The 14,258-nt window shown below is 69.3% G+C and carries 10 protein-coding genes and 1 tRNA gene; 7 read left to right on the top strand and 4 right to left on the bottom strand.

Features of this window, described 5'->3' with window-relative positions:
• Window positions 1-34: 34 nt before the first annotated feature.
• Window positions 35-1,693, bottom strand: coding sequence for a hypothetical protein (locus AA23TX_RS37815; RefSeq protein ID WP_196425762.1), 1,659 nt, complete (start codon window positions 1,691-1,693; stop codon window positions 35-37).
• 132 nt (window positions 1,694-1,825) lie between these two features.
• Here AA23TX_RS37815 and AA23TX_RS37810 point away from each other — a divergent pair.
• Window positions 1,826-1,899: transfer RNA gene (locus AA23TX_RS37810), tRNA-Thr, on the top strand.
• 175 nt (window positions 1,900-2,074) lie between these two features.
• On the opposite strand, the gene AA23TX_RS37805 is transcribed toward AA23TX_RS37810, so the two are convergent.
• Window positions 2,075-6,631 carry a tetratricopeptide repeat protein gene (locus AA23TX_RS37805; RefSeq protein ID WP_196425761.1) on the bottom strand — a complete coding sequence of 1,519 codons (4,557 nt, stop codon included), beginning with the start codon at window positions 6,629-6,631 and terminating at the stop codon, window positions 2,075-2,077.
• 103 nt (window positions 6,632-6,734) lie between these two features.
• On the bottom strand, window positions 6,735-7,190 hold the full coding sequence (locus tag AA23TX_RS37800; protein WP_155547796.1) for a GreA/GreB family elongation factor: 456 nt from the start codon (window positions 7,188-7,190) through the stop codon (window positions 6,735-6,737).
• A 123-nt stretch (window positions 7,191-7,313) separates the two neighbouring features.
• On the opposite strand from AA23TX_RS37800, the gene AA23TX_RS37795 reads away from it, so the two are divergent.
• From AA23TX_RS37795 to AA23TX_RS37770, 6 genes are all read left to right on the top strand, one after another.
• The gene (locus AA23TX_RS37795) at window positions 7,314-7,901 is read left to right on the top strand and encodes a TetR/AcrR family transcriptional regulator (protein ID WP_155547795.1); all 588 of its coding nucleotides are present in this window, start codon (window positions 7,314-7,316) and stop codon (window positions 7,899-7,901) included.
• 106 nt (window positions 7,902-8,007) lie between these two features.
• Window positions 8,008-9,213, top strand: coding sequence for a M14 family metallopeptidase (locus AA23TX_RS37790; RefSeq protein ID WP_155549322.1), 1,206 nt, complete (start codon window positions 8,008-8,010; stop codon window positions 9,211-9,213).
• Window positions 9,214-9,307: 94 nt separating this feature from the next.
• Complete coding sequence (locus tag AA23TX_RS37785; protein WP_093946282.1) at window positions 9,308-9,826, top strand: gamma carbonic anhydrase family protein; 519 nt, start codon at window positions 9,308-9,310, stop codon at window positions 9,824-9,826.
• A 33-nt stretch (window positions 9,827-9,859) separates the two neighbouring features.
• Complete coding sequence (gene rplK / locus AA23TX_RS37780; RefSeq protein WP_155547794.1) at window positions 9,860-10,282, top strand: 50S ribosomal protein L11; 423 nt, start codon at window positions 9,860-9,862, stop codon at window positions 10,280-10,282.
• A gap of 132 nt (window positions 10,283-10,414) precedes the next feature.
• Entirely contained in the window at window positions 10,415-11,683 is a 1,269-nt protein-coding gene (gene glyA / locus AA23TX_RS37775; RefSeq protein ID WP_155547793.1) for a serine hydroxymethyltransferase, read from the top strand.
• 181 nt (window positions 11,684-11,864) lie between these two features.
• A complete protein-coding gene (locus AA23TX_RS37770) occupies window positions 11,865-13,520 on the top strand; it encodes an MDR family MFS transporter (RefSeq protein ID WP_155547792.1) in 1,656 nt (551 codons plus the stop codon).
• A 53-nt stretch (window positions 13,521-13,573) separates the two neighbouring features.
• Here the strand turns inward: AA23TX_RS37770 and AA23TX_RS37765 are convergent, their stop codons facing one another.
• Entirely contained in the window at window positions 13,574-14,092 is a 519-nt protein-coding gene (locus AA23TX_RS37765) for an inorganic diphosphatase (RefSeq protein ID WP_155547791.1), read from the bottom strand.
• Between the last annotated feature and the right edge of the window lie 166 nt (window positions 14,093-14,258).

Below are 14,258 nucleotides of genomic sequence, written 5' to 3'. Positions count from 1 at the left end.
GGGTTCCCTCACCGCCCCCGGGGGCTGCCTCAGGTCACTCGCGCGGACGCGGTGACGGCTTGAACGGCTTCTCCTCGACCGCCACGGCCAGCGGACGACGTCGCGTCCCCGGCATCGCGGCCACCATCACCACGCCGAGCAGCAGCATCGCGGTGCCCGACCAGAACAGCGGCACCGTGTCGTACGCGCCGCCGGTGTAGGCGAGGTTCTTCACCGGTCCCTTCGGCGCCTGGCCGCCCGCGGGTGGCGTCGTCGCGGTCCCGCAGACCACGCCGCCGGTCGGCGCGTAGGCCCGCGCCACCTGCTCGCCGAGCGACAGCTGGGCCAGCGACGACGGCAGGTTCTTCGCCTGGTCGGCGGGCAGCAGGCTCTTGAGCTTGGTCGTGGGCAGCAGCTGCAGGTCGAACAGCCGCGCCGACGCACCCAGCTGGAAGCCCTTGAACGGCGTGGTCATCTGCGCGGACTTCTGGTCCAGCCCGGCGATGCTCAGCCGCAGGACACCGAGGTCCAGCACGGTCCCCGCGGTGTTGCCGACCTGCTGGATGCCCTTGGTGAGCGTCGAAACCAGGCCGCCGACCACCGGGATGTCGTTGAGCTGCCCGAACTGGTCGCTCAGCCCGGTCAGCGGCAGCCCGATCGGGATGTCCTTCGTCGGGTGCGCCGCGTCCAGCGTGTACAGCGTCTTGCCGGCCGCCTCGATGGTCAGCACCGGCGCGGTGTAGTCCACTTTGGACGTCTTCGCGTCGCCGGTGGAGGTCACCTTCAGCGTCGGCTGGCTGGCCACCTTGATGCTCAGCGCCAGCGGCGTCCCCTTGAGGATCTCGATGTCCGCGGCCTGCAGCGTCGACGTCGACTGCACGGCCTTGTTCTTCGAGCCCGGGACGTCGACCAGCTTCACCTGCGAACGCGACGAGAGCGTGTTCGGCAGGCTCAGCAGCGAGCCGGTGCCGTTCGCCGCGGTCTGGCCGCCGCCCTGCAGCAGCCCGCCGAGGCTCTGCAGACCCTTGGTCAGGTCGAAGCCCTTGGCGAGCGTGCTCGGGTCCAGGGCGAGCTTGTCGAGGCCCAGGTTCGGCATCGACGGGATGACGTTCAGCAGCGACAGGCTCGCCACCGACGTGCTCGCGTCGGCGATGGTGTCGACGCACGGACCGAGCGTCGGGCTCCACCGAGCGTGCGCGCTCCCGTTGAGCAGCCCTACGTTCAGCAGCGGGTTCGGCGGCGCGTTCAGCCCGCCGCTGATCGGCTGCGGGTTGTCGGGCAACGCGGTCTGCACGACGCTGCCGGGCGTCTGCGGCGCGTTCCCGCCCACGGACAGCCCGAACGGCGAGGCCTGCGCGATCGACTTCTCGTAGCTCAGGTAGGCGTCGGAGTTCGCCGACGCGTTCGAGAGGCCCATCCCGGCCTCGAGCGCCGACTGCTTCGGCAGGGTGTCCCCGAACCCGGGCAGGATCGTCTTCGTCGGCACGGCGTTGGGCAGCAACCGGATGATGCCGAGCGCGGTCCCCGCATCCCCGACGGCCTGCCCCAGCGGCTGCGGCCCGATCGGCGCCGAGATCGGCGCCTGCCCCGGATTCGCCGGCTGCGGGATCGGCGTCGTCGGATAGGTCGGATCGGCATTCGCCGGCGCCGCGCTGAACAGGAGCAACGCCGCGGCCGCCGGCAGGGCCACCGAACGGGGCAGTCTTCGCCGCATGTGCCAGAGCCTCCAGATAGGTCGATCGGGGGATGAGACCGACGTCATAGGCCCTAACGACAGTCCCCCCGGAAAGTGACGCGCACAGCCTCCGCTACACTTGCCCTCGTCGTCAGCGCGAGCCGGAGACATGCCGCCTTAGCTCAGTCGGCCAGAGCGATTCACTCGTAATGAATAGGTCAGGGGTTCGATTCCCCTAGGCGGCTCCGCAGGTCAGGCCCCATCCGAGACACCTCGGATGGGGCCTGGCTCGTCTTGCGGGTGACTAAGTGGGTGACTAAGACGCCCGGTCAGTGGGAGAAGAAACTTCCGCAGGTTCACCCGTCGCGGGGAAATGCCAGGTTGTCCCGGTCGTGCCCGAGCGACCGTGAGATCCCGGTGTCAGTCGGGGCGGGTGGGGCTGCTTGCGCCGTGCCGGGGGAGTTGTCCTGTCGGACCGGTCGTGATGCTGAAACGCGAACTGAACGGCACTTGACCTGTCGGACCTGGGGTGATCGATGCCGTTCCGGCTTGCAGGTCCGCTTCGAAGCCGGGCAGCTTGAGCTTGATCAGGGCAGGCAGGAGCACGGCGATCGTGAACAACCCGACCAGCACCGGCGTCGTCGTCGTGAGCAGGAGAACCGTGACCTTGTCGGTCAGGTAGAACGTCACCCACTCCACGCCCAGCAGTACCACCGAGATCGTGGCCACCGCGTATCCGCCCCAGATCGCGGGAGCCGTCGCGCGCATCTCACGCTCGAGCAAGAGCTTGTTGCGCTGGGCGTCCGCGTGGCCCGGCGTGCGCTCCAAGCACTCGCGCAAGTGGTTCATCGCGCGCTGGCGGTAGCCGAAGCGGCCGCGTGCGTCGGCTGAGAGCGAGCCCATCCGGTGGTGCGCGACTCCCGCCACGAAATGCGGCTCCGGTTCGTGGTCCGGTGCCAGCCCGATCGCCATCTGTGCCTCGGCGTACGCCTCCGCGTGCAGGTCCGAGCTCTGCTGCTTGTCACCGCGCTGGACGAGCAGGCGGGCGAGGGCGAGGTGGGTCTGCCACTTCCTCCGCCCGGCCTGATGCTTCAACGCGTTGCGCAGCGTGGCCTCGGCTTCGGGCTCTTCGCCCGCCTTCGTCAGCGTCTGCGCCAGGCCGATCGCCGCCTCGGTGGACGCGCGATCGGCGGCCAGCGCCTGGCGGAATTCCCGCTCCGCCTCGGCCAGCCGGTCGCCACCCAGGTCGAGCAGGAGGGAGCCCAGTTCGACGTGCGCCACCGCGTCGTGCCAGTCCTGGTCGATCGCCGCCCTGAGCTCGCTTTCCGCTTCTTCGGAGCGGCCCAGATGTGCGTACAGGGCGCCGAGGTCGGTGTGGCTGCCGTGGTTCGGGCTGATTTCGAGCGCGCGGCGGAAGTGGTGCTCGGCGGCGGCGGGTTGGCCGGCCTTGAAGGCCAGCACGCCCAGGCACACGTGCACCGACGGGTCGGACAGCCGCCGATCGAGGTCGGCGGCCACTTCCAGGGCCTGCCGTTGTTTCGCCGCGTCCGCCTGCCTGGCCAGGGACCAGGCCAAGCCCAGTTGGTCGTCGAATTCGTTCGGACGGTGCGCCAGCGCGGACTGGAAGTCCTTTTCCGCGGCAGCGAAGTTCTCACCCGCAAATTCCGTCCAGCCGCGGCCGTGCAACGCCGTGGCCCGTTCGCCGTTGTCCGCCGCCGTGGCCAGCAGTGCGGTGAACGTACGGTTCGCTTCGTCCAGGCGGCGGCAGTCGTGCTGGATCCAGCCGAGCTCGAGGCGGAGGTCCCAGTCGTGGGGGAGCTCCCGCACGAGCCGGTCGACCTCGCGTTCGGCCTCCGGGAACCGCCGCGCCGAGCGCAGCAGCCGGGAACGGGCGAGCCACAGCGAGACGGCATCAGGATCGCGGGACAAGGCCGGCTCGAGACAAGTCAGCGCACCAGCGATGTCCCGGCGGTGCTCGAGCACGCGGCTGAGCGCGAGCGCGGCCGTCGCCTCTCCGGGGTACTCGTCCATCGCCTGACGCGCGATCGCTTCGGCCTCAGCCAGGCGCTGCAGCGGAAGCAGTGCGTTGACCTGCTGCGCCCGCACGCCAAGGTGTGACGGATCCGCTTCGCCGGCGCGAGCAAGAAGGTCGACGGCCGTTTGGTGCTTGTCGCGCAGTCGTGCGATTCGTGCGCGGAGCAACAGGACTTCTCCATCGTCCTCGTCCGGCAGCAGCTCACAAGCGTGCTCGGCGTCGCCGAGCCGCCTCGCGGCGATGAGCGTGCCGACCCGGTGGCGAAGTGGGCGCAGGTCGCCCGGGCTGAGCTCGATCGCATGGTCCACCAGAGCGATCGCCTGCTCATGGCGGTCGTAGTCGCTGTGCACTGACGCGGTGGCGAGCAGGATGTCGACGTCGTCGGGGTGCAGCTTCAACGCGTGGGCAAGAGCCTCCTGCTGTTCCTCGAATCGCCGTGCGAAGCCGAGGAAGCTGATGCGCGCCGACAACGCCGAAACATTGTGGGGGTGTGCGGCCAGCACTTCGTCGATGAGTCCGACCGCTTCCTCCTCGCGGTTCTGTCGGCTGACGAGCCAGGCGAGATCGGTTCGCAGGCCGGGACTGTGTGGCATCAGCGCGATCGCGCGCCTGGCCTCCGCCTCGGCCTCCGCCAGTGAGCGTGCGGATGAGACGAAGGTGACCAGGCTGCGCAGTGCCCACTCGTTGAGCGGTGCGATGCGCACAGCTCGTCTGCCGGCCTCGTCGGCTTCTTCGTAGCGCCGTTGCTGGTGCAGCAACCAGCCTTGTTCGGTCACAAGATCGGGAAGGTCCGGCAGTTGAGCCTGGGCGGCCTCCAGCGCCTCCGTCGCTTCGTCGTACTTCTTCAGGTCCGACAGAAAGCGGACGCGGCTGCGGAGCGCCCACGTGGACGATGGCGTCGCGTCCAGCGCCCGCTCGATGGTCGCCAACGCTTCTTTTGCTTTGTTTCGCTCGCTGAAGTTCCAGGCCAATTCCGTGAGCAGGTAGGCGTCGTCCGGGTATTTCACCAGCGCGGCTTCAGCGGCTGCGAAGGATTCGTCGTATCGGTGAGTTTGCCGAAGCAGGCTGACGAGGTCGCGAAGGAGGGCGAGGTCGCCTTGGAAGCGGCTGAGGCCGGCGCGGATGGCCTCGACTCCGTCCGCCGTCCTGCCTTGGTAGAAAAGGGCATTGCCCAGCTGCAGGTATATGGCGGCCGTGCCTGCGTCCCGGCGCAGCGCCGCGTTCGCGGCTTCCTCCGCTTCGGCGAATCGGTTGGCGTAGTTGAGGAAAGAAGCGCGCGCCTCGAGCGCATCGGGAGACGCGGGGTCGATCAGCAGCGCTCGCTCCGTCGCGAAGATCGCCGCTTCTTCGTCGTCTTGGCTGCTTGCGAGCCAGGCCTTCTCGAGGTGCAGCTCGACACTGGCCGGATGCCGCTCCAGCGCTTCGGCGACGGCGGCCTCGGCTTCGGGGTATCGGCGCGCGAGCCTGAGCATTTCGACCAGGGTTCGCTGGGCGTTGACGGACATGGGGTTCGCCCGCGCGGTGTTCTGCGCCGCGGCTACGGCTTCGTCCTCGCGATCCCGCCGGCAGAGCAACCAGACGTACTCTCGGTGCAGGCCCAGGTCGTGCGGTCGCAGCGCTAGCGCTTCGAGGGCGGCCTTCTCGGCGTCCTCGTACCTTCTGGCGCTCTGCAGGAGCGAGACTCGGCTGCGAAGGGCCCAGGAATCCGGCAGCTCCCCGCGCACCGCCTTGTCGGTCATCGCCAGCGCACCCGGCAGGTCGTCCTGTTCGCGGCGCAGCCATGCGTGGGCGGTCAGGATCTGCGGCTCGTCCGGGTGCACGGCCAGAGCCTCTGCCACGGCTTCCTCGGCTTTGTCGAATCGGCCGGCGTCACGCAGGATGGTGATCCGCACGGAGTGGGCCCAGATGTCGTGCGGCTCGATCGCCAGTGCCTGGTCGGCGGCGGCCAGCGCGTCGTCGTAGCGCATCCGGGCGTGACGGGCCCAGGCCAGGGAGACGTGGATCTCCGGGTCGCCCGGCCAATGTTCGAATGCCTGCCGGGTCGCCTCCTCGGCTTCGTCGTAGCGATGGGCGTCGGCCAGGACGTCCACTTTCCGGCGCAGGGCCCACCGGTGCCGTGGAAGGATTTCCAGCGCTTCCCCGATCGCCGTCAGCGCGTCGTCGTACCGCTTGAGGTCGCTCGCCAGCATGGCTTTCTCGACTCGCAGCTTCGGGAACGCGGGGAACTCCTCGATCGCTTCGGCGACCCGGGTCTGGGCCTCCTCGTAGCGATTGAGGCGCCGCAACGCGGTCACTCGCCATTCGTGGTGCCTGGGGTCGCCGGGATCGAGCTCGACGGCTCTGGTGAAGCACGACAGGGCCTTCGCCGGAGCCGATGACAAAAGGGCGCAGCCGAGCTGGTACTGCGCGCCTGCCAGGTGGCCGTGCAGATCGTCGAACTTCCCGGCTCGCTCGGCCACCGCGGCGAACTGGCGGTCGGTGGCCAGACCGTTGAGGTACCAGCCGAGCGCGTGCCGGTCATCGGGTGCGACGGTGATCGCCTCGTGAAGGACGGCGAGCCCCTCGCGAACCTGGCCCCGGTCGAGGTGCAGCCGGCCCAGCGCGATCCGGATCTGCGGATCGGTGGGGTGCCGCGCCAGCGCCGCCGACGCCACCGCGCAGGCTTCGGAGTACTGCCACCGGGACGCGAGCAGCGCGATTCGCCACGCGGCCGGGCGGGGGTCGTCGGGTGCGAAATCACCCGCACGGAGGAACTGCTCGTCGGCCTCGCGGTACCGGTAGCCCTCGAACAGGATCCGGCCCAGCGCGAGCATCGCATCGGTTGTGGCGGGGTGGGCGTCGAGGGCCTGGTGAGCGAGTTCTTCGCCGTCCCGGAGCTCGCCGCGGCGACGGTGGCGGGCGATGCGTTCGACCAGGGTGTCCAGTGCGTCGGTCAAAGCCACGAGCCCCCTCCATGACGTCGTCGCCGGATGATGACGGCTGGTCATGACACGGGCTACCGCCGTCCGGGCGGACGGCGGTAGCCCGTGCAGGTGAAGTGGGGTCCTACTTCGGTGGGGTTACCTTCAGCACCGTTGCCTTGGCGTCGCCGCGGGGGGTTCGGTAGGTGATCTCGTCGCCCGCCTTGCGGCCTACCAGGGCCAGGCCCAGGGGGCTGTCGGACGTGATCGCGTCCGCGTCTTCTCCCGGGACTGTCACCACCTGGAACGTCTCTTCGTCGCCGTCCGAGAAGCGGAGGGTCACCGTTGTGCCGTCGGGGAGCTGGGCGTTGCCGTAGCCGCCGTGCTCCATCTTGGCGGCCAGGTCCGCGATCTGGCGGTCCAGCCGCGCTGCGGACTCCGCGCGGTCGATCACGTCCGCCTGGTCCGCCGCGTCCCCCGTGCGCTCCTGCTCGCCGGGTTGCGGCGCGAGCGCGGCTCGTTGCGCGCGCAAGTTCGCGATTTCCTTCTCCAGCTGGCTGCGCGCGGCCGAGCTGAGCCCCTTGTCCCCTGAGATCACCATGCCGGGCATTGTCCGCTGCGCGGACCGGGGTGGCCAATCCGGTTTTTCACCCGAAGGTCATCCGCGGGACGTCTGCCCTAGGATTCGGGGCTGCCGTCCAGGAAGAAGGTAACGAGAATCACCGTGAGCGCAGTCCCCGGTCGCAGCGAGCGGCTCTCTCCCAACCAGCTGGCCAAGCAGGAACAGATCGTCGAAGCCGCGCGGATCGTCCTCGCCCGCGACGGCCTCGCCGGGTGCACCGTGCGGGCCATCGCCGACGCCGGACCGCTCACCAAGAGCGCGATCCACTACTACTTCGCCGACATCGACGTCCTCATCGACCGCGCCATGGCCGCGCACATCACCGCCTTCGCCGCGGGGCTGCGCGAGGTCGCCGCGAAGCACGACGAGCCCCGCGAGCGCCTCTTCGCCGTCCTCGAGGAGTACCTGAGCGTCTTCGCCGCCAACCCCAACGCGGCGTTCCTCTGGTTCGAGTACTGGATCGCGGCCGGCCGCGCGCAGCACCCTCAGGCCATCGACGCCATGCTCACCTCGCTCACCGAGCTGCTGGCCGAGCTGCTCGCCCCGCTGGACGTCGACGACCCGCGGGCGCGGGCCCGCGCGCTGCTGTCGTACCTGCTGGGCACCGTCGTCCAGCAGCGGGTGCGCCCGCGGCCGTTCGCCACCCTGCGTGCCGACATCGAGGCGCTCTGCTTCGCCAACTACGGCTAGAAACGCCCTTTAGATCCGTAGACGTACGGATTGCGCACTACGTCCGGCTCCGGCCACGCTCGGGGAACCCCCGAGAGCAGGAGACGTGATGCGCCCACGAACGTGCCTGGCGGCGGCCGCGGCCGCCCTCTTGATGCTCACCACCGGCGGCGTGGCCGTCGCCCAGCCCGACGCCGGCCCGCAGGTGTACGAGGTGACCGGCACCGGCACGGCCCAGCTGCGCACCGAGGTCGCCCGGACCGGCGCCGACATCCTCGACAGCACGAACGGCACGACGACGGTCATCGCCAACCCGGGCGAAGCCGCCCAGCTGCGCGCGCTCGGCTTCGGCGTCCGGGCGCTCGGTGCGGTCAACCGGCCGCGGGGCACCGCGACCGTCGAGGACTTCCCGGCCGGCTACACCGGCTACCACACCTACGCCGAAACCCAGACCGAGCTGCAGAAAGCCGTCGCGAACTACCCGTCGCTGACGAAACTCGGCAGCGCCGGCACCTCGTACGAAGGCCGCGCGCTTTCGCTGATCAAGATCTCCGACAACGCCGCGACCGACGAGAACGAGCCCGAAGTGCTGTTCACCTGCAACCAGCACGCGCGCGAGCACCTCACCACCGAGATGTGCCTGCGCATCGTGCAGCGGCTGACCAGCGGGTACGCCACCGATCCGGCGATCAAGCGGCTCGTCGACAGCACGGAGATCTGGGTGGTTCCGAGCGTCAACCCGGACGGCTCCGAGTACGACATCTCCGGCGGCACGTTCCACAGCTGGCGCAAGAACCGCCAGGGCCCCGGCACCGACACCAACCGCAACTGGGGCTACAAGTGGGGCTGCTGCGGCGGCTCGTCGGGCTCGACGTCCAGCGAGACCTACCGCGGCACGGCGGCGTTCTCCGCGCCCGAGACCCGGGCCGTCTCGAACTGGGTGAACTCCCGCGTGGTCGGCGGCGTCCAGCAGATCAAGACGCACATCGACTTCCACACCTACTCCGAGCTGGTGCTGTGGCCGTTCGGCTACACCTACGACCGGACCGCGCCCGGGCTCACCGCCGCCGAGGCCACGAAGTTCGAGACGCTCGGCCGGCAGATGGCGGCGACCAACGGCTACACGCCGCAGCAGTCCAGCGACCTCTACATCACCGATGGCAGCGTCAACGACTGGATGTGGGCGACGCACAAGATCTGGAGCTTCACCTTCGAGATGTACCCGAAGGGCAGCAGCCCGGGCTTCTACCCGCGTGACACCCAGATCGTCCCGCAGACCACGCGCAACGACAAAGCCGTCGACATCCTGATCAACGCGGCTATCACGGGCTGAGCCCCATGGTGCTTTCCGGGGGTTCCGGGTGGCGGAGCCCCCGGCCCGAGGCGAAGCCTCGGATGTCACAGCGGGGCGGTTTAGGGTCTGTGGCATGCCTCTGTTCTCGTTCGAAGGGCTCAGCCCGCAGGTCCACCCGGACGCCTGGATCGCCCCCACCGCCACCCTCATCGGCGACGTCGTCGTCGAAAAGGACGCCTCGATCTGGTTCGGCGCGGTGATCCGGGCCGACTTCGGCCGGATCGTCATCCGCGAGGGCGCCAACATCCAGGACAACTCGGTGATCCACGTCAACGACGGCGTCTGCGAAGTCGGCAAGAACGTCACCGTGGGCCACCAGTGCCTGGTGCACGACTGCACGATCGAGGAGCAGGCGCTGATCGGCAACGGCTCGACGGTGCTCGACAAGGCGAAGATCGGCGCGCGGGCGCTGGTCGCGGCCGGCGCGACGGTCACCCCGGCGACGGAGGTCCCGCCGGAGGTCATCGCGATGGGCAGCCCGGCGAAGAAGTTCGTCCCGCTGACCGACTCGGCGCGCATGTGGGTCGAGCACAACGCGGCGATCTACCAGGAGCTGGCGCGCCGGCACCGGGCGGGCACAAAGCCGGTTTGACCCTCCAGTAGCTGGAGACTCTAGCTTCAGGGCATGGCTCCGAAGAAACTCACCCACCAGGTCACCCTCGAGCTTTCCGCGGGCAACGCCCCGGTCGTCGACCTCGGCAAGATGCTGGGGCAGACCGGGGTCAACCTCGTCGAGATCAAGAAGGCCTACGACGCGTCGACGGCCGCCCAGCGCGGCGACATCGTGCCGGTGGTCGTCTCGGTGTTCGAAGACCGCTCGTTCGCGCTGCGGCTCAAGACGCCGCCGACGTCGTTCCTCATCAAGAAAGCGTTGGGGGACAAGGGTTCCTCGCGGCCCGGGCACGAGGTCGCGGGAAAGATCACGACGCAGCAGCTGCGCGAGATCGCCGAACGGAAGCTGCCGGACCTGAACACGTCCGACGTCGAGAGGGCGATGCGCACGATCGCGGGCACCGCCCGGTCCATGGGCGTCGCGGTAGTGGACTGAGGTGCGTGGGCACGGACTAGGCTCTTACGCGCAGCAGCGACTGGCGCCATCGAGGTGGAGCACCACCGGGAAGCGACGACGAGGCCGGCACCGCGCGCCTGGGTGAAGGCCACTCCAGAGCCGGAGTACGCCATGACACACCAGCCGAAACTGAACGCACTCGCCGCCGCCGACCCCGCCATCGCCGGGCTCGTGGAGGACGAGGCGAAGCGCCAGCACGACAAGATCCGCCTGATCGCCTCGGAGAACTACGTCTCGCAGGCCGTGCTCGAAGCGACCGGCACCGTGCTCACCAACAAATACTCCGAGGGGTACGCGGGCAAGCGCTACTACGAGGGCCAGCAGTTCATCGACCAGGTCGAGCAACTGGCCATCGAACGGGCGAAGGCCGTGTTCGGCGCCGACCACGCGAACGTCCAGCCGTACTCCGGTTCTCCGGCGAACCTGGCCGTGTACCTGGCTTTCGCGCAGCCGGGCGACACCGTGCTCGGCATGGCGCTGCCGGACGGCGGCCACCTCACGCACGGCTGGAGCGTCTCCGCGACCGGCAAGTGGTTCAACCCGGTCCGCTACGGCGTCGCCAAGGAGACCGGCCGCGTCGACCTCGACCAGGTGCGCGACCTCGCGCGCCGGCACCGGCCGAAGCTGATCTTCGCCGGCGGCACGGCGATCCCGCGCACGATCGACTTCCCGGCGTTCGCCGAGATCGCCGCCGAGGTGGACGCGGTGCTCGTCGCCGACATCGCGCACATCGCCGGGCTCGTCGCGGGCGGCGCGCACCCGTCGCCGGTCGGGCACGCGCAGGTCATCACGACGACGACGCACAAGACCCTCCGCGGCCCGCGCGGCGCGATGATCCTTTCCGACGCCGACCACGCGAAGGCCGTGGACAAGGCGGTGTTCCCGGGTCTGCAGGGCGGTCCGCACAACCACACGACGGCCGCGATCGCCGTCGCGCTCGGGGAAGCGCAGCGCCCGGACTTCAGCGAGTACGCGCACACGATCGTCGCGAACGCCCGCGCGCTGGCCGACGCGCTGCTCGCCTGCGGTTACGACCTGGTGTCCGGCGGCACGGACAACCACCTGCTGCTGATCGACCTGACGAACAAGGGGGTGGCGGGCAAGCCGGCCGCGCAGGCCCTGGACCGCGCCGGGATCGAGCTGAACTACAACACGGTGCCGTTCGACCCGCGCAAGCCGTTCGACCCGTCCGGCATCCGGCTCGGCACGTCGGCGATCACGACCCGCGGTCTGCGCCCGCAGCACCAGGTGCAGGTGGCGGAGTGGATCGACCGGACGATCACCGCGGCGGCCAGTTCCGACGAGTCCTCGCTGGACACGATCGCGGCCGAGATCCGCGAGTTCCTGGCGCCGTTCCCGATCCCGGGCTACTCCGCCTGACGCTCGTTCGCCCGAAGGCCACCTCCGCGGCTCGGAGGTGGCCTTCGGCGCGTCCGGGGGCTGGAGACGCGGCTCACAGAAAACTTGGTTGCATCATACAAGCTTCAGCGGAATACTTGACCGAGGCAAGTAGTTGAGAGGTACAAGCAACTACGGTGAAGGCTTACCCAGGGAGACCACCATGAGCGACACCACCACGGCGGAAGGAGCGGCCGCTACGAACGGCAAACTGTCCCACCGCCAGATCCTGACCGTCCTGTCCGGGCTGATGCTCGGCATGTTCCTCGCCGCGCTCGACCAGACGATCGTCTCGTCGTCGATGCGCACCATCGCCGACGAACTGCACGGCCTGTCCCTGCAGGCGTGGGCGACCACCGCCTACCTGATCACCGCGACGCTCTCGACGCCGCTGTACGGCAAGCTGTCCGACCTCTACGGCCGCAAGCCCATGTACCTGACGGCGATCTCGCTGTTCCTGGTCGGCTCGCTGGCCAGCGGCATGGCCACGTCGATGTACGAGCTCGCCGCGTTCCGCGCCTTCCAGGGCCTCGGCGCCGGTGGCCTGATGTCGCTGGCTCTCGCGATCATCACCGACATCACCGCGCCCCGTGAGCGCAGCAAGTACCAGGGCTACTTCATGGCCGTCTTCGGTGTGTCTAGCGTCCTGGGCCCGGTCGTCGGCGGCTTCTTCGCCGGGGTCGACTCCTTCGCGGGCATCACCGGCTGGCGCTGGGTCTTCCTGGTCAACGTCCCGATCGCGCTGGCCGCGCTGGTCGTCGTCACCAAGGTGCTGAACCTCCCGCACACCCGCGTGGACCAGAAGGTCGACTACTGGGGTGCCGTCGCGCTGGCCACCGGCCTGGTGCCGCTGCTGATCGTCGCCGAGCAGGGCCGCGAGTGGGGCTGGGGATCCGCCGCCTCGATCGCCATGTACGTCGTCGGCGGGCTGGGCGTGGCCGCGTTCGTCTGGATCGAACGCCGCATGGGCGACGCCGCCCTGCTGCCGCTGCGCCTGTTCAAGCGCCCGGTGTTCCGGATGGCCACGCTGGTCACCGTCGTGCAGGGCGCCGGGATGTTCGGCGCGATGATGTCACTGCCGCTGTACCTGCAGATCGTCAAGGGCGCGACGCCCACCCAGGCCGGCCTGCAGATGCTCCCGCTGACGCTGGGCATCATGGTCGCCAGCCTGACCAGCGGCCGCCTGATCTCCAAGACCGGGCGCTACAAGATGTTCGCCGTGGCCGGGATCGGCCTGATGGCGGCGGCGCTGTTCGCGCTGTCCACGATCACCGTCGACAGCTCGCTGGCCCTGGTCATGGTGATCGCCTTCGTGATCGGCCTCGGCCTCGGCGCCTCGATGCAGACGCTGGTGCTGGCCGCGACCAACGACGTCCGCCCGCAGGACATCGGCGTCGCCACCTCGGCGGCGACGTTCTTCCGGCAGATCGGCGGCACGGCGGGCACCGCGGTGTTCCTGTCGATCCTGTTCGGCACGGTCGGCGACCGGATCGCGAACGCCATCCGCTCGGCGATGACCACGCCGGCCTACGTGTCGGCGCTGGCGCAGCACCCGGAGTTCGCGAAGCAGATGCAGAGCGGCCTGGACGTCAACGACACGTCGTTCCTGTCCACGCTCGACCCGACGCTGGCCCGGCCGATCCTGCAGGGCTTCGCCGAGTCGATGAGCACGGTGTTCCTGGTCGGCGGGATCGTGCTGACCGTCGGGTTCGCCCTGGTGTGGTTCCTCAAGGAGAAGCCGCTCTCGGACAAGTCGGCGATGGAGCAGCGCGCGGACGCCGAGGCGGAGGCGGCTCCGGCCCTCGCCCTCGCGCACTGACCGCGTGAAAACGGCCCCTCGGGAGATCCCGGGGGGCCTTTTTCACGTGCGGGCTAGTGGGCCGGCCCGCCGTTGGCCGCTTCCTTGGCCAGGCGGTCGGTCTCGCGCTCGTACGAGCGGCCGATCTCCGCCTCGGCCTCGGTGCGGCCGACCCAGGACGAGCCTTCGACGCTCTTGCCCGGCTCGAGGTCCTTGTACACCTCGAAGAAGTGCTGGATCTCCAGCCGGTGGAACTCGTTCATGTGGTGGATGTCGCGCAGGTGCTCGAGGCGCGGGTCGTTCGACGGGACGGCGATGACCTTGTCGTCCGGGCCCTTTTCGTCGGTCATCCGGAACATGCCGATCGCGCGGCAGCGGATCAGGCAGCCCGGGAAGGTGGGCTCCTGGACGAGCACCATCACGTCCAGGGGGTCGCCGTCCTGGCCGAGGGTGTCGTCGATGAAGCCGTAGTCGGCCGGGTACTGCGTGGCCGTGAACAGGGTCCGGTCCAGCTTGATGCGGCCGGTCTTGTGGTCGACCTCGTACTTGTTGCGCTCCCCTTTGGGGATTTCGATCGTGACGTCGAACTCCACGGCGTCCTCGCTGCTTCTTTATAGATCTCGGCGTGCCCGCACGTCGCGGGCGGCAACCTTAATGACTGTCTTGGCGTCTCCTAGTGTGGACTACGCCGCGGCGCGGGGTCGCATCGATGTCGGCCACGCGGCATGTGAGCTTGGCCCCTTCCGGGGCAGGTGAGAA

It is taken from the genome of Amycolatopsis camponoti (genome assembly GCF_902497555.1).
Classification (GTDB): Bacteria; Actinomycetota; Actinomycetes; order Mycobacteriales; family Pseudonocardiaceae; genus Amycolatopsis; species Amycolatopsis camponoti.
This window is presented reverse-complemented; position numbering and strand designations above follow the sequence as displayed.

Excerpts from the sequence above, each read along its gene's own strand:
- AA23TX_RS37770 (WP_155547792.1), top strand. The coding sequence starts at position 11,865 with ATGAGCGACACCACCACGGCGGAAGGAGCGGCCGCTACGAACGGCAAA.
- rplK (WP_155547794.1), top strand. The coding sequence starts at position 9,860 with ATGGCTCCGAAGAAACTCACCCACCAGGTCACCCTCGAGCTTTCCGCG.
- AA23TX_RS37815 (WP_196425762.1), bottom strand. The coding sequence starts at position 1,693 with ATGCGGCGAAGACTGCCCCGTTCGGTGGCCCTGCCGGCGGCCGCGGCG.
- AA23TX_RS37785 (WP_093946282.1), top strand. The coding sequence starts at position 9,308 with ATGCCTCTGTTCTCGTTCGAAGGGCTCAGCCCGCAGGTCCACCCGGAC.
- glyA (WP_155547793.1), top strand. The coding sequence starts at position 10,415 with ATGACACACCAGCCGAAACTGAACGCACTCGCCGCCGCCGACCCCGCC.
- AA23TX_RS37800 (WP_155547796.1), bottom strand. The coding sequence starts at position 7,190 with ATGGTGATCTCAGGGGACAAGGGGCTCAGCTCGGCCGCGCGCAGCCAG.